Raw genomic sequence first — 19,463 nt, forward strand, 5'->3', positions numbered from 1 at the left:
CCGGCCGCCCGGGGCCCGTTCACGCTACCCGGTGCGGCGTTGCGGGGCGGCGGAGGCGGGCGCGGAGGCGGTTCCGCTCCCCGGGCCGACCGGGCGGAACGGCGGCGAGCCGGTGATCCCCTCGGCCTGGGGGCCGTCCCTGCGCAGCCGCTCCAGTACGTCGTCCGGCGGGTGGGAGTCCTCGGGAGCTCCCGACGCGAGGGCGGGCGGACGGGTCTGGTCGACCCCCGGGATCACCCCGGTCGTGTATTCGAGCGGAAGCTTCGGCTCCGCCACCCGCACGACCGCCCGCCACGTGCCGTGCGGCCAGTCCAGCTCGGCCAGGGCCACCGGCCAGTCCGCCCGGTCCTTGCCCCGCAGGACCATCGCGAACAGCCGGGAGTCCCGGGCCAGCCCGCTGAACGTCCCCTCGAAGGTCACGGCGATTCCGGAGGGAGGGGAGGCGGGATCGGTGTCCTGCCGGGTGGACCGCGTGACCACCACGGCCCCGGAGCGCACGTCGGTCGGGGTGGGGGGACGCGGCTCGGTCTGCTGCGGCTGCGGGTCCCGCGAGATGAAGGCCACCACGATGCCCGCGACGGCCGCCACCAGGGCCGCGAGGAGGCCCTGCCAGCGGTACGAGCTCGACAGCCACCGGGTCACGCGGCGGGAGGAGGAGTCCGGGGTCCCGGGCGCCGGGCCGCCGGGCGGATCGCCCCGGCCGCCCGGATCGCCCCGGATCGCCCCGGCCGCCCGGGTCAGGGGTGCCGGCCGGGCCTGTGGGGGGTGTGGTGCTCATACGCCTCGCCTCGCTCGACGGACGTCCAGCATGCGGACTCCGGGCCCGCCCCGTCCCGCAGCCACGCCGCACGCGCACCACCGGCCGCACGCGCACCACCGGCCGTCGGCGCGGCCGGCCGTGCGCGCCGCCTCACGCCCCCGGCCAGGGGCCCGGGGTCGGGGCGTCCTCCTTCTGCTCCGTCTCCGTCCGGAAGACCTTGAAGCCGCGCCGCAGGTAGTTGTCCATCGCCGTCGGACCGTCCTGGCTGCACGTGTGGAGCCAGACCCGGCGGGTCGGCTCCAGCTCCGGCCAGCGGGACGCCAGGTCCCACGCCCGGGCGACCCCCGCCGTCAGCAGGTGGCCCCCGATGCGGCGGCCGCGGAAGTCGGGGAGGAGGCCGAAGTACATGATCTCCACCACGCCGTCCGGCTGCGGGTCGAGCTCCACGTAGCCCGCCGGGGTGCCTCGGTCGTAGGCGACCCACGTCTCCACGCCCGGCCGCCCCAGCGTCTCCACCCACTGCGCGCGGGTCAGCGCCAGCCGGTCCGTCCAGTGGATGTCCCCGCCCACCGAGGCGTACAGGAAGCGGCTGAACTCGGGCGAGGGGACCTCGGCCCGGGCGATGTGGATCTCCGGCCCCGGCACGGCGGCCGGGACCAGGCCCCGCGCGGAGGTCATTTCCAGGGACCAGGTGGTCAGGGTGATGGCGCTCATGCAGGTCAGGGAATCACGTCCGGTCCGGCCCGGCCCAGGCGGGCCCTGATCACCGCCGGTGCCGTGGAGTGCGGCAGCAGCCCGGCCGGATCCCGTGGGCGGATCACCTCCACCTCCACGTCCTCCGCGAAGCGGTACGGGCGGTGGGTCAGCACCCCGGCGAGGTGGCGCCGGACCCGGGACAGCTCCGCCCGGACCGTCACCGTACGGGTGGGGTCCCCGAACAGCTCCGCCGCCAGTTCCGCCGCCGAGCGCCCGCGCGGGGCCTCCGCCAGCAGGAACAGCAGCTCCGCGTGGCGCGGGCTCAGCTCCTGCGACCAGCTGCCCGCGGCCCCGTACACCGTCACCGCCCAGGACCGGGGCCGGCTGAAGTCCAGGACGACGCGGCCCGCCGGCGCGTCCGTACGGGACTCCGCGACCCGCAGCAGCCAGCCGCCGGGCAGCGCCTCCACCCCGCAGTCCCCGAGCTGCGGCACCCACGCCCGGCCCGGGCCGAACCGCTTCGGCAGCGGGTAGCGCTCCTGCGGCGCCAGCCCCGTCACCGCCGCCGTCCAGCCGAGCCCGTCCACCACCAGGGCCCGCCCCGGCAGCCGGGCCAGCAGCGGGGCCGCCACCGCCCGCAGCCGCTCCAGCGACTCCAGGTGCCGCACCCGCAGCTCCCGCTCCGCGAGCCGGGCCACCGAGCTCACCCACGCCAGCGTCGCCGGGTGCATCGTGGCCAGCGGCCCGCTGACGTCCACCACCCCCAGCAGCCGGCCGTCGCGCGGATCCCGCAACGGGGCCCCCGCGCAGGTCCAGTCGTGGTGGCTGGAGACGAAGTGCTCCGCCGAGAACACCTGCACCGGCCGCCGCGCCACCAGGGCGGTCCCCACCCCGTTGGTGCCGACCACCGCCTCGTTCCAGTCGGCGCCCACCCCGAAACCGAGCCGGTCCGCCTTGCGCAGGATCGAGGCGTGCCCCTCCCGCCACAGCAGCCGCCCGTCCGCGTCGGCGACGACCATGATGTGCAGCGCCCCGTCCAGCGCGGGCAGCAGCCCCTCGCGCAGCACCGGCAGTACCTCCCGCAGCGGCGAGACCCGTCGCCGCTCCTCCGTCTCGGCGGCGGACAGCATCCGCGAGCGCGCGTCCCGGTCCGGATGCACCCCGCCGGCCAGCATCCGGCGCCAGGATTCCGCGATCTCCGGGCGCGGCGCTGCCGGGGGGCGGTTCCCGGCCAGCGCGGCGGCCCGCACCCCCTTGAGCAGACGCGCGGCTTCCCGAGCGTCCATGGCCGAGATGCGCGCCACGTCGATCCCGCTGACCGCGGTGTCGCCCACCGGAGCCTCCCCGTGTGAAACGCTCCCCCGGCCCGCGCGGCGGGGGTCCCGACTCGAAGGGTTGCAACGGTACGCAACTCTCGCGGGCCCCCGCCCACCCGACCGACACTGTCCGGACGTCGTGAGCGGCGTGACGGCTCCTTCCTCGGGGCCGGGCGGATCAGGGGTGGTGCCGAGTCGGCGCGGCGCCGCCCCCGATCCCCGGTGAACGGGCCCGGATCCCGGCCGGAGCGGTTTGGGGACCACTCCTCGGCCCGCGATCCGCGCCCGTCAGCCCGCGCTCCGTGCGCGTCAGCCCGCGATCCGCGCCCGTTCCACCACCGCACCCAGGTCCAGGCTGTGCGGCAGCGTCCCGAACGCCGAACCCCAGTCGTGGCCCAGCCGGGACGCGCAGAACGCGTCCGCGACCTCCGGCGGCGCCCAGCGGACCAGCAGCGATCCCTGGAGCACGAGGGCGATGCGCTCCACCACCCGGCGGGCCCTGGCCTGAATCCCCTCCAGGTCGGCGAGATCCGTCAGCAGGTCCTTGATGGCCGAATCCAGCCGGTGGTCCGCCCCCCGCGCCAGCCCGACCTCCTGGAGGAACGCGTTCAGGGCCAGCGGCTCGCGCTGGAGCGCCCGCAGGACGTCCAGCGCCTGTACGTTGCCCGAGCCCTCCCAGATCGAGTTCAGCGGGGACTCCCGCAGGAGTCTGGGCATCCCCGACTCCTCGACGTAGCCGTTCCCGCCCAGACACTCCAGGGCCTCGGCGACCATCGGCGTACACCGTTTGGTCACCCAGTACTTCGCGGCGGGCACCGCGATGCGCAGGAAGGCCCGCTCCTGGTCCGTATCCGCGTCGTAGGCCGCCGCGAGCCGCAGCGTCAGCACCGTCGCCGCCTCCGACTCCAGCGCGAGGTCGGCCAGCACGTTGCGCATCAGCGGCTGCTCGATGAGCCGTGCTCCGAAAGCAGAGCGGTGCTCCGCGTGGTGGACGGCCTGCGTCAGCGCCTGCCGCATCTGCGCGGCCGATCCGATGGCACAGTCCAGCCGGGTCGCCGCGACCATCTCGATGATGGTCCTCACCCCCCGGCCCTCCTCACCCACCCGGCGCGCCCAGGTCCGGTCGAACTCCACCTCCGCCGACGCGTTCGACCGGTTGCCCAGCTTGTCCTTCAGCCGCTGGAGCGCGAACGCGTTGCGGGAGCCGTCCGGCAGCACCCGCGGCACCAGGAAGCAGGTCAGCCCGCCCGGGGCCTGCGCCAGCACCAGGAACCCGTCGCACATCGGCGCCGAACAGAACCACTTGTGCCCGGTCAGCAGGTACTCCCCGGCGGCGTCCAGCGCCGTCGCCGTCGTCGTGTTCGCCCGGACGTCGCTGCCGCCCTGCTTCTCCGTCATCCCCATGCCGAACAGCACGCCGGCCTTCGCGGCCGGCGGCCGCAGCTCCCGCTCGTACAGGGGAGAGGTCAGCAGCGGCTCCCAGACGGAGGCCAGCTCCGGATCCACCCGCAGCGCCGGCACCGCCGCGTGCGTCATCGAGACCGGGCAGCCGTGCCCCGCCTCGGCCTGGGACCAGACGAAGAACCCCGCCGCGCGGCGCAGATGCCCGGCGGGGCGCCCCCACGCGTTGGTGAGGCCCGCGCCGACGGCCTTGCCGAGGAGCCGGTGCCAGGCCGGGTGGAAGTCCACCTCGTCGATCCGGTTGCCGTAGCGGTCGTGGGTGACCAGTCTCGGCGGGTTCTCGTTCGCCTGCCGGGCCCATTCCTGGGCCTGCGCCGAACCCGCGGCGCGCCCGAGGACGGTGAGGTCGTCCCGCACCTCTTCGAGGAGTCCGGGGGGCGCGTCGGACAGGTGCCTCTCCAGGGCCTCGGTGAGGACCCGGTCGCCGCCGAAGACGTCGTACGCCACCAGGGGCGGAGCCTGGTTGCCGACTGTGTGGGTGGTGGCTGCCATGCGGATACCGTAAGGACGTGCAGCCAGCAAAAGAAACACCCGAGCGGATCCCAGGGCGGCTCCACCGGGCACGCGCCCTCTACCGCAACGTATCCAAGCGCAAAATGGCCTGGCTGCTGCTGAAAGACACCGTCAATTCGTGCATCGAATACCGGATCCTCGGGCTGGCGGCCGAGGCGGCGTTCTTCACGCTGCTGTCGCTGCCGCCGCTGTTCCTCGGCCTCCTCGGTCTGCTCGGGTACGTGGACGGCTGGACCGGTGGCACCTTCGTGGCCAGCATCGAGGAGAACATCCTGGGCGCGGTCGGCACCGTGCTCTCCGACCGGGGCGTCAACGACATCGCGAAACCGATGCTGGACGACGTCACCAGCCGCGGCCGCCCCGACCTGATCTCCCTCGGATTCGCCTTCGCCCTGTGGTCCGGCTCGCGCGCCGTCAACGTCTTCATCGACACCATCACCGTCATGTACGGGCTCGACGGGCAGCGCGGGATCGTCAAGACCCGGCTGCTGTCCTTCCTGCTGTACGTGATCGCTCTGGTCATCGGGGCGATCGTGCTGCCGCTGATGGTGGCCGGGCCGGACGCGGTGGTGCGGCTGGTGCCCTGGAGCACCGAGGTGATCGCGGTGCTGTACTGGCCGACCGTCACCCTGCTGTCCATCGCCTTCCTGACCACGCTCTACCACGTGTCCGTGCCCGTGCGTTCGCCGTGGATCGAGGACGTCCCGGGCGCGCTGGTCGCGCTCGCCATGTGGGTGCTGGGCTCGTTCCTGCTGCGCATCTACCTCACCAACACCGTGGAAGGGCCGACGATCTACGGATCGCTGGCCGCGCCGGTCGCCGTGCTGCTGTGGATCGGCATCTCGGCCTTCGCCGTGCTCGTCGGCGCCGCCGTCAACGCCGCGATCGACCGGGTCTGGCCCTCGCTGGCCACGGCCGCCGCGCGCGAGGCGAACGAGCGGGTCCGGGAGGCGGAGGCCGCCCAGCTGGTGGCCCGCGCCGCCGCCTGGCGGGCCCTCGCCGAGGGGGAGTCCGAGGACGACGAGGACGCCGGGATGCCCTCGGAGTTCCCCGAGCGGTGGTCGAAGTTCCTCCCTCCGGAGGACTACACCTCGCGCCTGCGCAAGCACTGAACCCGCCGTAGCCCGGCCGTGTGTACGAGGACCGGGCCGCCGGTCTTGAACGAATCGGACAGCGGACGGAAAAAAGAATTCGCGTGGGGTCAGGGGCGGTTGTTACGGTGGGGCCGTTCCCGCCGAGCGGCGCGGAACCGTCGTATGACTCGGAGGTGAGCTCGTTGATGACTGTCGTCGCGCAGGGCGCTGTTGCCCGCACTCAGAAGACCATCAATGTCACTTCCGTGGTCTCCGGCTGACCTCACACCTCTTCGCGCGCCGCCGAGCGCGCGCTGCCGGGGCCACCCTGTGAAGGGTTCCCCTTGTCTCTCTCTTCTCCGCTCTCCTCTCCTCTCTCCTCCCTGACCCTCCTGGGCTGGGACGCGGCGTGGGAGGCCGAGTTCGCCCCCCACGCCGAACAGGGCCTGGTTCCCGGTCGCGTGGTGCGGGTGGACCGCGGCCAGTGCGACGTCATGACCGCGGACGGCATCGTTCGCGCCGACACCGCCTTCGTCACCCCGCACGACCCGCTGCGCGTCATCTGCACCGGTGACTGGGCCGCTGTCGAGGCGGCCGGCAACCCCCGGTACGTGAAGACGTACCTGCCGCGCCGGACCGCGTTCGTGCGCTCCACGTCCTCGCAGCGGTCCGAGGGGCAGATCCTCGCCGCCAACGTCGACCACGCGATCATCGCGGTCTCCCTGGCCGTCGAGCTGGACCTCGGCCGCATCGAGCGCTTCCTGGCGCTCGCCTGGGAGTCGGGCGCGCAGCCGCTGGTCGTCCTGACCAAGGCGGACCTCGTACCGGACCCGGTGACGCTCGCGCACCTGGTCCAGGACGTGGAGACCACCGCCCCCGGCGTCGACGTCCTCACCGTCTCCTCCCACACCGGGGAGGGGACGGACGTCCTGGCGGCGGTCGTCGCCGGCGGTACGAGCGTGCTCCTCGGCATCTCCGGCGCGGGCAAGTCCACCCTGGCGAACGCGCTGCTCGGCGCGGACGTCATGGAGGTGCGGGCCACCCGCGACGTGGACGGCAAGGGCCGGCACACGACGACCACCCGCAACCTGCTCGCCCTGCCCGGCGGCGGCGTCCTGATCGACACCCCGGGGCTGCGCGGCGTCGGCCTCTGGGACGCCGAGTCCGGCGTCGGCCAGGTCTTCTCGGAGATCGAGGAGTACGCGGCGCGGTGCCGCTTCCACGACTGCGCCCACGAGGCGGAGCCGGGCTGCGCGGTGCTGGCGGCGGTCGGGTCCGGGGAACTGCCGGAACGCCGCCTGGAGAGCTACCGCAAGCTGATGCGGGAGAACCAGCGGATCGTCGCCAAGACGGACGCCCGCCTCCGCTCCGAGATCCGCCGCGACTGGCGCCTGAAGGCAGCGGTAGGCCGCGCCAACCACGCGGCCAAGCGCACCGGCCGAGCCTGACCCCCGGGGCGCCCCGAGCACCCCGCCCGGTCCCGCGCCCAGCGGGGCCGGGCGGTGTCGGGTCACGCGGCGGGAGCCGTCAGGCTTCGTCCAGGCCCCAGGCGAAGACCTTTTCCGGGTGGATCCGGATGACCTCCGGGCTGAAGTGCGGGCCCAGCGCGTGCGGGCCGACCTCCAGCGTGGCGCGACCGCGGATCTCGATGCCCCTGACCCGCCACGGCCGGGTGCTCACCAGGTCGTCCACCACCAGCGCCAGCCGCGGGTTCCCCCGCAGGTTGCGCCACTTCTTCGTCGTGCCCATCGCCAGCCCGCCGACGAGGACCGTCCCGTCCTCCTGCGGGAAGAACCCCACCGGGTTCGCCTGCGGTTGCCCGGCCGCGTCCACCGTCGCCAGCCGCCCCAGGTGCTGCGACGTGAGGTACGCCAGCTCTGCCTCGCTGAAACCCTTGAACTCCGTCATACGCCCCACCCTCGCAGCGGCGCGGGCCCCCCGCATCGGACCTTCGGCCGAGCCGGCCCTCGGCCCCCGGCACTACGCCGTCAGCCGGTCAGGACGGCGCCCAGCCAGGCCGCCACGACCAGGAGGCACGCGAACAGTTCCACCAGGACGCTCGTGCCGACCGCCCGCATCACCGCGCGGACCGAGGCCCGGGCCTCGCCGGAGGTGCCCAGGCGCAGGCGTTCGCACAGGTAGATGCCGCCCACGAACCCCGGTACCGCGCCCACCACCGGGAGCACCACGAAACCCACCAGCGCGCCCGCGCCCGCGTACACCGCCATCCGGGTGGTCACCCCCACCCCCCGCAGCCGTCGCGGCGGCAGCAGCCACTTCACCACCTGGACCACCAGCAGCAGCGCCGTCGCCGAGACCAGCAGCGTCCACGCAGGCGACGACCGCTCGTGCAACGCCCACCACAGCAGCCCCGCCCACACCAGCCACGTCCCCGGCACGCCCGGTACCAGCACACCCACCACGCCGAGCGCCAGCACCAGCCCCACCAGGAGCAGCTGAGGCAGATCCATCTGCTCAGCGTGACCGACCGGCGCCTATCGGGCCACCCAGCCCCGGTCGTACGCGTACCAGCCCAGCTGGAGCCGCGTCGTGACCCCCGCCAGCTCCATCAGCCCCTTCACCCGCCGCTGCACCGTCCGCAGGCCCAGCTCCAGGTGTTTCGCCACGCTCGCGTCCGTCATCCCCGCCAGGAGGAGCGACAGGACCTCCAGGTCCGTGGCGTCCGGGCCGCCGTCCGACTCCTCCGGCGCCCCGGCGGAGCCCAGCCGCAGCGGCAGCGACTCCCGCCACACCGCCTCGAACAGCCCCGTCAGCGAGTCCAGCAGCCCCGACGCGTGCACCACCAGCGCCGCCGGCTCCGCCCCGCGCGCCGTCAGCGGGACCATGGCCAGGCTGCGGTCCGCGATCACCAGCTTCGTCGGCACCTCGCCCGCCACCCGGATCCGCTCGCCCCGCGCCAGCGCCGTCGAGGCCTCGCGGATTCCGGCCGGCAGGGTCAGCACCTCCCGCTCGATCACCACCCGGTACTCGACACCGCGCACGGAGGCCCGTTCCTCCGCCTCGCTCTCCCTCCCCGTCACCGCCCGGGACCGGCCGCCGACCAGCGCGCACACCTCCTGCGCCGCGCCCAGCTGGAGCTGGTGGAAGCGGTGCGCCACCGCGCTCGCGCCCGTCACCACCTCCACCAGGTCGTGCACCGCCGCCTCGGCGGCCTCCACCCGGTACTCCCGGGCCAGCAGCGCGGCCGCCAGCTCCGCCTGCTCCAGCTCGTGCCGCTGCCGGGTCAGCAGCGCTGCCAGCGCCACCCCCGGCGGGGCCGCCACCCACCGCCCCGGCCGGGCCGAGGACCGCGCCGCCAGACCCTGCCGCTCCAGGTGCCGCAGCGCCCGCTCGGTCTGCGCCGCCGGCAGGGTCAGCCGGTGCGCGAGGTCCGGGACCTCCGCCGCGCCCAACGCCACCAGCGCCCGGTACGCCGACTCCTGGCCCTCGTCCAGACCTATCGCACCCAGCAACCCCAGCAACCCGCCCACCCCATTTCCGCACGGCGCCTGGCGGGAAGCGGCCACGGCGCGAACCCGCCCCGGACATCATCGCCGCACCCACCGCCACTCTGCCAAGGTGACGCCACCGCAGCACCAACCACCGCAGGTCAGAAGCCACTTACGCGGGGACATGGCCGTGCAACACAGGAGTTGGCCCGAATTCACCCGGGGCGAGCGATGCGCCCGATATCGCGCACGGCGGCGGCCCGGTGGACCCCTTTCGGGTATTCGGCGTTTTTCGAAGGCCCTTCGGGCCGAGAATGGGGTCATGAGTCAGCAGGGCGCGCAGGACTGGTGGCAGAAGCTGTACGAGGACCCCGAGGCGGGACCGGAGCCTGATCCCGGGGACACCCTGGACCACCGGTTCCGCTCGGCGGCGGTGGTCGTGACCGACCCGCCGCCCGCCCGTCCCCCGGAACCGGTCCCGCTCCCGGGGCAGCGCCAGTCGGCCCCGGCTCCGGCCGCCCCGGACCCGACCCTCCCGGACCTGACGGCCCCGGACCCGAAGATCCCGCCCACCCGCCGCCCGGCCGACCCGGGGGCGGGCCCCGACCGGGGTCCGGCGGCCGGCGCGGATCAGCGCGGCGGTGAGGGGTCCGCCGTACCGGCCCCGCCGAGTGACCCGCGGCGGGCCGGGCCGACCGGGTACGCGCTCGGGGACGTGACGGTGCCGCCCGAGCCGCCCGAGCCGCCGGCGTCACGGTGGGGGACGTCCCGCGCGCAGGATCCGCCGGCCGCGGAACGGGAGCCGGAGCCGCACCAGGAGCCGCGGCCGGAGCAGGCCGAGGAGCCGCAGGCCCCGCCCGCCGCCCCCGCCCCGGAGTCCGCTCCCGACGGGCGGCGGCCCGAGCTGCGCCACCTCGGCGACCGCGCCCCGACCTACGCCGCCGAGCCGGGTTCGCTGCCCGTCGCCGACCCCGCCGATCTCGACCGGCAGATCCCCGACACCGTCCTGGAGGGGGCCCGCCACGGCACGTACACCCTGCGCGCCGCCTCCGTACGCGGGGACTCCGCCCGCTACCGGGGCGAGGCCCGCCGGGACTTCCTGCTCACCGCCCGCTTCGGTACCGGCGACGACGCCCTCGTCCTCGTGGCCCTCGCGGGCGGCGACCGGGCCGCCCCCGGGGCCCGGGAGGCCGCCGCCGAGGTGTGCCACCGGGTGGCCTCCGCCATCGGCCGCAGCCAGGAGCGCCTCGCGGCGGACATCCGCTCCGGCCGCCGCGACGCCCTGCGCTCGGGGCTCCAGCGGCTCACCGACCGCGGGTACGGCCGGCTGCGGGCCCGCGCCGCCGAGCTGGGCCTCGCCGAGGAGGACTACACGGCCGGACTGCGGGGGCTGCTGCTCCCGGTGGATCCGGAGTGCAAGACCCGGGTCTGCTTCGGCACGGGCGCGGGCGGACTGTTCCGGCTCCGCGCCGGGCAGTGGCAGGACCTGGAGCCCGGGCCCGACGCCCGGGAGCCCGCCGCCGAGGACCCGGCCGACGGGGGCTTCCGCTTCCGCGCCTCCGTGGCCCGTCCGGGTGACACCCTGCTGCTGTGTTCCGGCGGCCTCGCGGACCCGATGCGGGAGGAGGCCCTGCTTCCGGCGGCGCTCGCCGCCCGCTGGGCCGAGCCGGAGCCGCCGGGCCTGGCGGCGTTCCTCGCGGACACCCAGCTCCGCCTCAAGGGCTACGCCGACGACCGGACGGCCGCCGCCGTCTGGGAGGCGTAGCCGGGCGGAACGTGCGTGGATGGAAGGCGCACCCGGCACAGCCGCACCGGAAGGGCGCCATTCCATGGGCAAGCAGAACGTGGCGGAGCAGTTCGTCGACATCCTCGTGCGCGCGGGCGTGCGGCGGATGTACGGAGTCGTCGGCGACAGCCTGAACCCCGTCGTGGACGCGATCCGCCGAACGGACGGAATCGACTGGATCCAGGTCCGGCACGAGGAGACCGCCGCCTTCGCGGCCGGCGCCGAGGCCCAGATCACCGGCACCCTCGCGGCCTGCGCCGGCTCCTGCGGCCCCGGCAACCTGCACCTCATCAACGGCCTGTACGACGCCCAGCGCTCCATGGCCCAGGTCCTCGCGCTGGCCTCGCACATCCCCTCGGGCGAGATCGGCCTCGGCTACTTCCAGGAGACCCACCCCGACCGGCTGTTCACCGAATGCAGCCACTACAGCGAACTGATCTCCAACCCGCAGCAGATGCCCCGGGTGCTCCAGAGCGCCATCCAGCACGCGATCGGGCGCGGCGGCGTCAGCGTGGTGTCCCTGCCCGGCGACATCGCCTCGCTGCCCGCGCCGGAGAAGTCCGTCGAGCACGCGCTCGTCACCGCGCGTCCGACGGTCCGGCCCGGCGACGGGGAGATCGAGAAGCTGGTCCGGCTGGTCGACGAGGCCGACCGGGTCACGCTGTTCTGCGGCAGCGGCACCGCCGGGGCGCACGCCGAGGTGATGGAGTTCGCCGGCCGGGTCAAGGCCCCCGTCGGGCACGCCCTGCGCGGCAAAGAATGGATCCAGTACGACAATCCCTACGACGTCGGCATGAGCGGGCTGCTCGGCTACGGGGCGGCCTACGAGGCCACCCACGAGTGCGACCTGCTGATCCTGCTGGGCACGGACTTCCCGTACAACGCCTTCCTGCCCGACGACGTGAAGATCGTCCAGGTGGACATCCGGCCCGAACGCCTGGGCCGCCGCTCCCAGTTGGACCTCGCCGTGTGGGGCGACGTCCGTGAGACCCTGCGGGCCCTGAACGCCCGGGTGAAGGCCAAGACGGACCGCCGCTTCCTCGACCGGATGCTGAAGAAGCACGCCGACGCGCTGGAGGGGGTGGTGAAGGCGTACACCCGCAAGGTGGAGAAGCACACGCCGATCCACCCCGAGTACGTGGCCTCGGTGCTCGACGAACTGGCCGATGAGGACGCCGTGTTCACCGTCGACACCGGCATGTGCAATGTGTGGGCCGCGCGCTATCTTTCGCCGAACGGCAAACGGCGCATCATCGGATCCTTCAGCCACGGCTCCATGGCCAACGCCCTTCCGCAGGCCATCGGGGCACAGTTCACCGACCGGGGCCGTCAAGTGGTCTCGATGTCGGGCGATGGCGGTTTCTCTATGCTGATGGGAGATTTCCTCACCCTGGTGCAGTACGACCTGCCCGTCAAAGTGGTCCTCTTCAACAACTCATCGCTGGGCATGGTCGAGTTGGAGATGCTGGTTTCCGGCCTGCCCTCGTACGGGACGACGAACAAGAACCCGGATTTCTCCGCGATCGCCCGCGCGGCGGGCGCCTACGGGGTCCGTGTGGAGAAGCCCAAGCAGCTCACAGGTGCTTTGAAGGACGCATTCCGGCACAAGGGGCCGGCGCTGGTGGACGTGGTCACCGACCCCAACGCACTGTCCATTCCCCCCAGGATCAGCGCCGAAATGGTGACCGGTTTCGCACTTTCCGCCAGCAAGATCGTGCTGGACGGCGGGGTGGGCCGCATGATCCAGATGGCTCGATCCAACCTCCGCAACGTACCCCGGCCCTGACTCCCGCAGGAGTGCGGATTTCCCCCGGGGGGCATGCTCACGTAGGCCTGTTCGAGAGGCTTTCGTTATCGGGGAGAGACGCGGGGGAGGGACATCGCCGTGCTGGTGGGGGCGAAGACCGGAAAGCTGTGGCGAAGGGGCAGGCCCGTACCGCGTGAGCCGTCGGGCGGGGACGGAGCCGGGAGGGACGGGGCGGACGGGCTGGAGATGACCCGCAGCCTGCCCCGGGCCGATCTGAAATCGGTGGGCGAAGTCCGCCGGGCGTTACGGGAGTTGATGCGCCACCGGTGCCGGCCGGACACCGCCGATGCGGCGGAGCTGCTGATCACCGAGCTCGTCACCAACGCCCTCGTCCACACCGAGCAGGGCGCGGAGGTGTCCGCCAGTCTCGCCGCCGACCGGCTGCGGGTGGAGGTCAGGGACTACGCCAACCGCCGGCCCCGGCCGTACGTACCGACCGCCGACGACGGTACGCACGGCCGGGGGCTGGTCCTCGTACAGGCGCTCGCCGATGCCTGGGGGGTGGACGCGCCCGCGCCGGGCGGCGGCAAGGTGGTGTGGTTCGAGCTGGCCGGAACGTTCGAAGCAGGGCCCGCCTGAGCACGCGCACGCGCTCGGGCGGACCCCGCTCGGGGTCCGGTCACGGAGTCCGGGGTTCCTGGAGGGCGGTTCGGCTCAGCCGAACTGCTGCTCCAGGTCCTTGAGTTTGCGTTCCAGCGAGTCGAGCCGCGGGATCGTCTGGGTGTCGTCCTCGGCGGTCAGGTCCACCGACCGGGGGCCGGACGGATCAAGGGAGTCGGCCGCGTTCACGGCCTGCAAGGAGGGCCGGCGTCGCAGGGGCAGCTGTTCCGCTTCCGGTATGGCCGGCTCCGCGCCGACCGGCGCGGAGCCCGGACCCGGGGTCAGCCCCGGCAGATCGACCTGGCGTCCGCGCGAACGCCCGAACGCCCGGTTCTGCCGGCCCAGCGCCTTGATGCGCGCCCGGTCCAGCCGGTTCTGGTCGCGCCTGCGGTGGCGGTCCTGCTCCTTCTCGCGCTTGTCCTCACGCACCTCGTCGACCGCCTCGTCCAGGGTGCGGACGCCCTCCAGGAGCATGAGCGACCACGCCCCGAAGGTCTCCCGGGGCGCCCGCAGCCAGCGGACCATCCGGATCTGCGGCAACGGACGCGGGATCAGGCCCTGTTCGCGCAGCGCGGCGCGGCGGGTCTGCTTCAGGGCCCGGTCGAAGAGCACGGCCGCCGAGAGCGACATGCCGGAGAAGAACTGCGGGGCCCCGTCGTGCCCGATGCCGCGCGGGGCGTGCACCCAGTTGAACCAGGCCGCCGCGCCCGCGAACAGCCAGACCAGCATGCGGGAGCCGAGGGCCGCGTCGCCGTGGCTGGCCTCGCGGACGGCGAGCACCGAACAGAACATGGCGGCGCCGTCGAGACCGAACGGCACCAGGTACTCCCAGCCCCCGGACAGGTTCAGGTTCTGCCGGCCGAAGCCGACCAGCCCGTGGAAGGAGAGCGCGGCGGCCACCGCCGCACAGCAGAAGAGCAGGACGTACGAGGCGGTCCCGTAGACGGCCTCCTTGCGCCGGCGGCGCTCCTCGCTGCGCTCCCAGCTGTCTTCGGCCGCGGCCTTCTCGCCTTCGCGCCTGCCCCGGGCCAGTACCGCAACTGCCGCAAGTACGCCCAGGATCAGCAGGCTGCCGGGCAGCAGCCAGTCCAGCGATATGTCGGTCAGTCTCATGAGGATGTCCCTTGCCTCGCGTATGCGGCGTTCCGGGCGCCATAGTGGCGCAGCCGGTCGGCGGTTCACGCGGTTTTCGGGCCAAGAGGACGCCAACGGGGGGCGGGGCCCGTCGGATAGGGTGTTGTGGATCGAACTACCGCTCGTGCGGGCGGTGTTGAGTTCGATTCGCGTTCATTCGAGCGAGTGGGTTCAGCGGGGGTCAGCCCGCGGCGGCCCGGGTGAGCCGGGCGACGCGGTCCGTGTCGCAGGTACGGGGGCAGGTGACGCAGGTGTCCTCGGGGCGGATCGTGTAGAAGAGGCAGCAGCCGGCCCGGTCCCGGGTGGGCAGCGCCTCGCCGTCCGGCCCGGTGAGGGTGCGGAACCCCGCGCCGCCGGTGTACGGGGCCGTCGAGCCGGGCAGCAGGGCCTCCAGCTCGGCCATGGCCCGCTCCTCCTCGCCGAGCAGGTGGCCGACGTACCAGAGGCTCTCGACGACCTCGTCGGTCACCATGCCCCACAGGGCGCGGCGGCCGCGCCGCATGCGCGGGCCGAAACCTTCCACCACGGCTCCGAGGTGCTCGGCCACCGCGGCCCGCACCTCCTCGCGCAGCGCTTCCTCTTCGGGCACGACACGGGCCCCGGGGAGGGCGGCCGCCGGGTCGTCCGGCAGGCAGGCGAAGGTCTCGACGCGGACGCTCATCCGGCCGAGGGTCCGGTGGAAGGCCACCTGCGCGGCGGGGAGGCGGGGGACCCGGCGGAGCAGGAACCACGGGATCGTGATCAGCAGGCAGGCGGGCCACGCGTACCGGTGCAGCCCGAAGCCGGCCACCACATCGGGCCGGGCCGGCCGGTCGTAGTCCCGCAGGACCTGGGCCTCGTCCCACGCCAGGAAGGCGTCCAGGGCCGCCCCGCCCGCCGCGAGCTCTTCCGCGCCGACCCAGCCCGCACCGCGGGGGGAGGGTTCGGCGGCGGACCGCTCGGTGACCTGGAGCCCGCCGTAGGCCTCGGTCAGGCGCGCGTACGCGGCGGTGACGGCGGGCAGGGTCGTCATGCGGGACCACCGAATCACGCGATCGTTAACAGGTAAGCCTTACCTTACCTGACGCTCGCGGGTGGTGGCGGAACCGGGTCACCTATTCTCTGAGCAGGTCAAGACCCCTGGAGGAGGACCGCATGCACGAGACGGCCCGCGCCAGGATCCCGGCGCAGAAGGTGCTGCGCCATTCGGTGCGCGGGCAGGTCCTGGACGCGTTGCGCGCGGCGCTGGTGGACGGGGACCTGGTGCCGGGGGAGATCTACTCCGGCCCGGCGCTGGGGGAGCGGTTCGGGGTGTCGGCGACGCCGGTTCGCGAGGCGATGCAGCAGCTGGCCCTCGAAGGGGCCGTGGAATGCCTGCCGAACCGGGGGTTCCGGGTCCTGACGCGGACGCCGAGGGCGATGGCGGAGCTGGCGGAGGTACGGGCGCTGCTGGAGGTGCCGGTGATGCTGAGGCTGGCGCGGACGGTTCCTGCGGAGGTGTGGGCCGCGCTGCGGCCTGCGGCCGCCGCGACGGTGGAGGCGGCCGAGGCCGGTGACCTCGCGGGGTACGCGGAGGCGGACCGGCGCTTCCACCGGGAGGTCCTCGCCCTGGCGGGCAACGCCCAGCTGCTCCAGGTCGCGGAGGAGCTCCACCGCCGGGCGCAGTGGCCGCTCCCGGGCGCGGCCCGCACCCCCCGCGCCGTGCTCGTCGCCGAGGCGGGGGAGCACACGGCCCTCCTGGAGGCCCTCGTCGCCGGCGACCTCGCCCTGTCCGATTCCCTGATCCACGCCCACGCCCACCCGTAGCGCCCGCGCCGTCCGCGGCGCCGTTGCCGGGGGCCAGCCCCCGGGCCCCAGCGCCTCGAACGCCGGCGGGGCTGAACGGTGCCGGCGGCGCCGCCCCGTGGTCGTGGCCGTCTGCGGCGCCGTTGCGGGGGCCAGCCCCCGGGCCCCCGCGCCTCAAACGCCGGCGAGGCTGGGTGGTGTCGGCGGGGCTGGGTGGTGCCGGCGGGGTCAGGTGGTGTCGGCGGGGTCAGGTGGCTGGGGCCGGGTGGAGTTGGTCGGCGAGCCAGGTGGGGATGCCGCCCAGGAGGTGGAACAGTCGGCGGGCCTCCGCGCGGAGCCGGGCCGCTTCCGGCTCCGGCTCGGCCTCGGCCAGCGCGGCCAGCGCGGGGGCCGTGCCGATCAGGAACCCCAGGTCCTCCCGGATGCGCAGCGACTCCGCGAAGCCCTGCCGGGCCTCCGCCACCTCACCGTCCCGCAGCGCCAGCGCGGCCAGGTGGCGCCACGTGAAGGACAGCAGCAGGGTGTCCCCGTGGGCCAGCGCCCCCGCGTGGGCCCGCCGGTACGCCGGGCGGGCCGACTGCGGGGCGTCCGCGAGGTGTTCCGCCACCAGGCCCCGGCGGAAGTCCAGCAGCGGGCGGGTCCGCGACCCGGGGGAGAGGAGCGCCGCCGCGCGGCCCAGGGCCGAGCGGGCCTCGTCCGCCCGGTCCCGTACGCCCAGAACGGTGGCCGCGTAGGCCAGTTGGCCGCGCTCGCACGCCGCCGCGCCCCGCTCGTCGTCGTCCCGCGCCACCGCCTCCGCGACCCGCAGCGCGTCCTCCGCCTCGGACCAGCCCTGCCCGGTGAACAGGCACCGCTCGACCAGCAGCGCGGTGCGCTGTACGGCAGCCCCCGCGTGGTGCGCGTGCGGCGTCAGCAGGGCCGCCGCGTCGGTCCAACAGCCGCGCGAGCGCAGCCGCCATATCGCCCGCTGGAGGGGGTCGTCTCCCCCGGCAGTTCCGGCACCGGACATGGCGGTGTCCGCCACATTGCCCTCCCCAAAGCAACCAAGCAGCGCGTCTTCGAGCCCTGGGGCGAAATGAGAGCACGGATCGGCTTGCTCGGCCAAGGGGTCGGGTGAACCTTTTCACAAAGTCCGGATACCGCGTCAGGTGCCCGGGGCCGGCCCGGCCCCGCGCCCGGCCGTATCGGCTCAGCTCATCCGCAGTGCGAGGAAGAAGTCGAGCTTGTCCTCCAGCCGCGAGAGATCACGCCCCGTCAACTGCTCGATTCGCCCGACCCGGTAGCGCAGCGTGTTGACGTGCAGGTGCAGCCGGGTCGCGCAGCGGGTCCAGGAGCCGTCGCAGTCCAGGAACGCCTCCAGCGTCGGGATGAGCTCCGCGCGGTGGCGGCGGTCGTAGTCCCGCAGCGGGTCGAGCAGCCGGGCCGTGAAGGCGCGCCGTACGTCGTCGGGCACGAACGGGAGCAGCAGGACGTGCGAGGCGAGCTCGTGGTGGCCCGCGGCGCAGACCCGGCCCGGCCGGGCCGCCGCGACCCGGCGGGCGTGCCGGGCCTCCTCCAGCGCCCCGCGCAGCCCCTCGGCGGAGTGCACGGCGGCGCTGACGCCGAGGGTGAGCCGGCCGTCGTCGGCCAGACCGGCGGCGAGGGGCTCCCGTACGGTGGCGAGCAGGACGTCGGCGTGCAGGGCGGCGTCCGGGCCCTTGTCCTCCCCGGCCTCGCCGGGCGGCGCGGGCAGCGGGACGAGGGCGATGGCCTCGTCACCGGCGTGCGCCACCGCGATCCGGTCGGAGGGCTCGGGGCCCGACGCGGACGGGTCGACCAGGATCTCCTCCAGCAGCGACTGGGCCACCGGGCCGCCGGGGATGTCCCCGCCGTCCCAGTCCACCCGGGCCACGACGACCTGCCAGTGCGGGGCGGCGCCCAGCCCGGGCAGCAGCACCGGGGCGGCCACCCGCAGGCGGGCGGCGATCTCGGCGGGCGGGGCGCCCGTCTGGACCAGCTCCAGCACCTCCTGCGCCAGCCGGCGGCGCACCGTACGGGCCGCGTCGCGGCGGTCCCGCTCGACGGCGATCAGCTGGGTGACGCCCTGGAGCAGGTCGAGCCGCTCGGCGGGCCAGTCGCCCGCGTCCGCCTCGACGGCCAGCAGCCAGTCCGAGAGGACGCTCTCGCGGACGTCGCGCGCGGCGGGGCCGGCGCCGACGCCGCGGCCGTGTCCCCTGATCGGGAACAGGGAGTAGGTAATACCCTGGACGGAGATCCGGTGCGGACCCCTGCGGCCCGTCCGGACCGCTGCGAGGTGCTCACTCGCGAGCGTCGCGCAGACGCCCGGCGCCAGCGGTTCGCCGGCTCCGGCGATCTGCCGGCCCGCGGGTGACAGCACCCAGGCCCGGAGGTCGAGGTCCGTGGTGAGCAGATCGAGCACCACATCGGGGCCACCGCCCGCTGGGCCCGATGTCATCAGACGGCGGTGCCGGTCCACGACGGCCGCGAGGTCCCCCGCGCGCTCTCCGGAAACCTGCCGCACGACGTGTTCCGTGATCGTGGCGAATGCAACGTCCTCGTTCACCGCGAACAGCGGCAGCCGGTTGCGCACACAGGCCGATACCAGATCGTCGGGGACGGCCCCGAGCTCCGCCTCACCGGCCGCGAGCCCCGCGACACCCGCGCTCGCGAGGATTCGTACGAATGGCTCGGAGTCGGCTGAATTTCTTCGCCAGGCCAGCCCTGTCAGGACGAGTTCGCCTCCGGTGAGGTACCGGCTGGGATCCCTCAGGTCGGTCGTCATGACCCCGCGGACCGTCCGGTCGAGTTCTTCCTCGCCGCCGAGCAGTCGCAGCCCCAGCGCCTCGGTTTCCAGCAGTGCGCGCAGCCGCATGATGTCGCCGCCGATCTGTCTCGATGTTGCCGTTGGAAATCGGGCAGGTCATCGCATCCTGCCTTTCATACGAATCTACAAGACGAGAGAGGCCGCCAGCCAACTCCTTCATGGTTTCGGTGACTGCACCCGGGGGACGCGCGGCTTGTGTACTGACTCCACACCGCATTAACAGCACGTGAACGACCAGTCGAGGGCCCGAAGGCCTCCTGGCTTGAAGTGAACGACACGA

17 protein-coding genes are annotated in these 19,463 nt (G+C 74.1%); 6 read left to right on the plus strand and 11 right to left on the minus strand.

The window, feature by feature from the left end; genetic code table 11:
- Positions 1–24: 24 nt before the first annotated feature.
- From EES41_RS28005 to EES41_RS28020, 4 genes are all read right to left on the minus strand, one after another.
- Complete coding sequence (locus tag EES41_RS28005; protein ID WP_123080819.1) at positions 25–642, minus strand: hypothetical protein; 618 nt, start codon at positions 640–642, stop codon at positions 25–27.
- 268 nt (positions 643–910) lie between these two features.
- Positions 911–1,474: a GNAT family N-acetyltransferase gene (locus tag EES41_RS28010; protein ID WP_123080820.1), complete on the minus strand. Its 564-nt coding sequence runs from the start codon at positions 1,472–1,474 to the stop codon at positions 911–913.
- 5 nt (positions 1,475–1,479) lie between these two features.
- Positions 1,480–2,742, minus strand: a complete 1,263-nt coding sequence (locus EES41_RS28015; protein WP_123082737.1) for a GAF domain-containing protein — start codon at positions 2,740–2,742, stop codon at positions 1,480–1,482.
- A gap of 339 nt (positions 2,743–3,081) precedes the next feature.
- Complete coding sequence (locus EES41_RS28020; protein ID WP_123080821.1) at positions 3,082–4,725, minus strand: acyl-CoA dehydrogenase family protein; 1,644 nt, start codon at positions 4,723–4,725, stop codon at positions 3,082–3,084.
- A gap of 17 nt (positions 4,726–4,742) precedes the next feature.
- Here EES41_RS28020 and EES41_RS28025 point away from each other — a divergent pair, with 17 nt between their 5' ends.
- Together EES41_RS28025 and rsgA are read left to right on the plus strand one after the other, a co-directional pair.
- Positions 4,743–5,858 carry a YihY/virulence factor BrkB family protein gene (locus EES41_RS28025; protein ID WP_073775854.1) on the plus strand — a complete coding sequence of 372 codons (1,116 nt, stop codon included), beginning with the start codon at positions 4,743–4,745 and terminating at the stop codon, positions 5,856–5,858.
- Positions 5,859–6,163: 305 nt separating this feature from the next.
- Positions 6,164–7,267, plus strand: a complete 1,104-nt coding sequence (rsgA, locus tag EES41_RS28030) for a ribosome small subunit-dependent GTPase A (protein WP_123080822.1) — start codon at positions 6,164–6,166, stop codon at positions 7,265–7,267.
- Between the two features lie 79 nt (positions 7,268–7,346).
- On the opposite strand, the gene EES41_RS28035 is transcribed toward rsgA, so the two are convergent.
- From EES41_RS28035 to EES41_RS28045, 3 genes are all read right to left on the minus strand, one after another.
- Entirely contained in the window at positions 7,347–7,727 is a 381-nt protein-coding gene (locus EES41_RS28035; RefSeq protein WP_078899748.1) for a PPOX class F420-dependent oxidoreductase, read from the minus strand.
- Positions 7,728–7,807: 80 nt separating this feature from the next.
- On the minus strand, positions 7,808–8,290 hold the full coding sequence (locus EES41_RS28040; protein WP_123080823.1) for a DUF456 domain-containing protein: 483 nt from the start codon (positions 8,288–8,290) through the stop codon (positions 7,808–7,810).
- Positions 8,291–8,314: 24 nt separating this feature from the next.
- Positions 8,315–9,292 (minus strand): helix-turn-helix domain-containing protein, encoded by a 978-nt coding sequence (locus EES41_RS28045; protein WP_123080824.1) that lies wholly within the window; start codon positions 9,290–9,292, stop codon positions 8,315–8,317.
- Between the two features lie 298 nt (positions 9,293–9,590).
- Between EES41_RS28045 and EES41_RS28050 the strand changes: the two genes are divergently transcribed.
- The 3 genes from EES41_RS28050 to EES41_RS28060 all read left to right on the plus strand — a co-directional run bounded on the left by EES41_RS28050 (position 9,591) and on the right by EES41_RS28060 (position 13,440).
- On the plus strand, positions 9,591–11,033 hold the full coding sequence (locus tag EES41_RS28050) for a protein phosphatase 2C domain-containing protein (RefSeq protein WP_123080825.1): 1,443 nt from the start codon (positions 9,591–9,593) through the stop codon (positions 11,031–11,033).
- A 64-nt stretch (positions 11,034–11,097) separates the two neighbouring features.
- The gene (locus tag EES41_RS28055) at positions 11,098–12,840 is read left to right on the plus strand and encodes a pyruvate dehydrogenase (RefSeq protein ID WP_123080826.1); all 1,743 of its coding nucleotides are present in this window, start codon (positions 11,098–11,100) and stop codon (positions 12,838–12,840) included.
- Between the two features lie 207 nt (positions 12,841–13,047).
- Positions 13,048–13,440: an ATP-binding protein gene (locus EES41_RS28060; protein ID WP_073775842.1), complete on the plus strand. Its 393-nt coding sequence runs from the start codon at positions 13,048–13,050 to the stop codon at positions 13,438–13,440.
- 75 nt (positions 13,441–13,515) lie between these two features.
- On the opposite strand, the gene EES41_RS28065 is transcribed toward EES41_RS28060, so the two are convergent.
- Positions 13,516–14,574: a DUF2637 domain-containing protein gene (locus EES41_RS28065; protein WP_123080827.1), complete on the minus strand. Its 1,059-nt coding sequence runs from the start codon at positions 14,572–14,574 to the stop codon at positions 13,516–13,518.
- Between the two features lie 202 nt (positions 14,575–14,776).
- The gene (locus EES41_RS28070) at positions 14,777–15,607 is read right to left on the minus strand and encodes a (2Fe-2S)-binding protein (RefSeq protein WP_123080828.1); all 831 of its coding nucleotides are present in this window, start codon (positions 15,605–15,607) and stop codon (positions 14,777–14,779) included.
- 122 nt (positions 15,608–15,729) lie between these two features.
- Between EES41_RS28070 and EES41_RS28075 the strand changes: the two genes are divergently transcribed.
- Positions 15,730–16,380 carry a GntR family transcriptional regulator gene (locus EES41_RS28075; protein ID WP_250570193.1) on the plus strand — a complete coding sequence of 217 codons (651 nt, stop codon included), beginning with the start codon at positions 15,730–15,732 and terminating at the stop codon, positions 16,378–16,380.
- A 226-nt stretch (positions 16,381–16,606) separates the two neighbouring features.
- Here EES41_RS28075 and EES41_RS28080 read toward each other — a convergent pair whose 3' ends face one another.
- Together EES41_RS28080 and EES41_RS28085 are read right to left on the minus strand one after the other, a co-directional pair.
- Positions 16,607–17,368 (minus strand): hypothetical protein, encoded by a 762-nt coding sequence (locus EES41_RS28080; protein WP_174261849.1) that lies wholly within the window; start codon positions 17,366–17,368, stop codon positions 16,607–16,609.
- 180 nt (positions 17,369–17,548) lie between these two features.
- Positions 17,549–19,231 carry a PucR family transcriptional regulator ligand-binding domain-containing protein gene (locus tag EES41_RS28085; RefSeq protein WP_123080831.1) on the minus strand — a complete coding sequence of 561 codons (1,683 nt, stop codon included), beginning with the start codon at positions 19,229–19,231 and terminating at the stop codon, positions 17,549–17,551.
- Positions 19,232–19,463 lie beyond the last annotated feature (232 nt).

Source organism: Streptomyces sp. ADI95-16, assembly GCF_003721495.1.
Lineage (GTDB): Bacteria > Actinomycetota > Actinomycetes > Streptomycetales > Streptomycetaceae > Streptomyces > Streptomyces goshikiensis.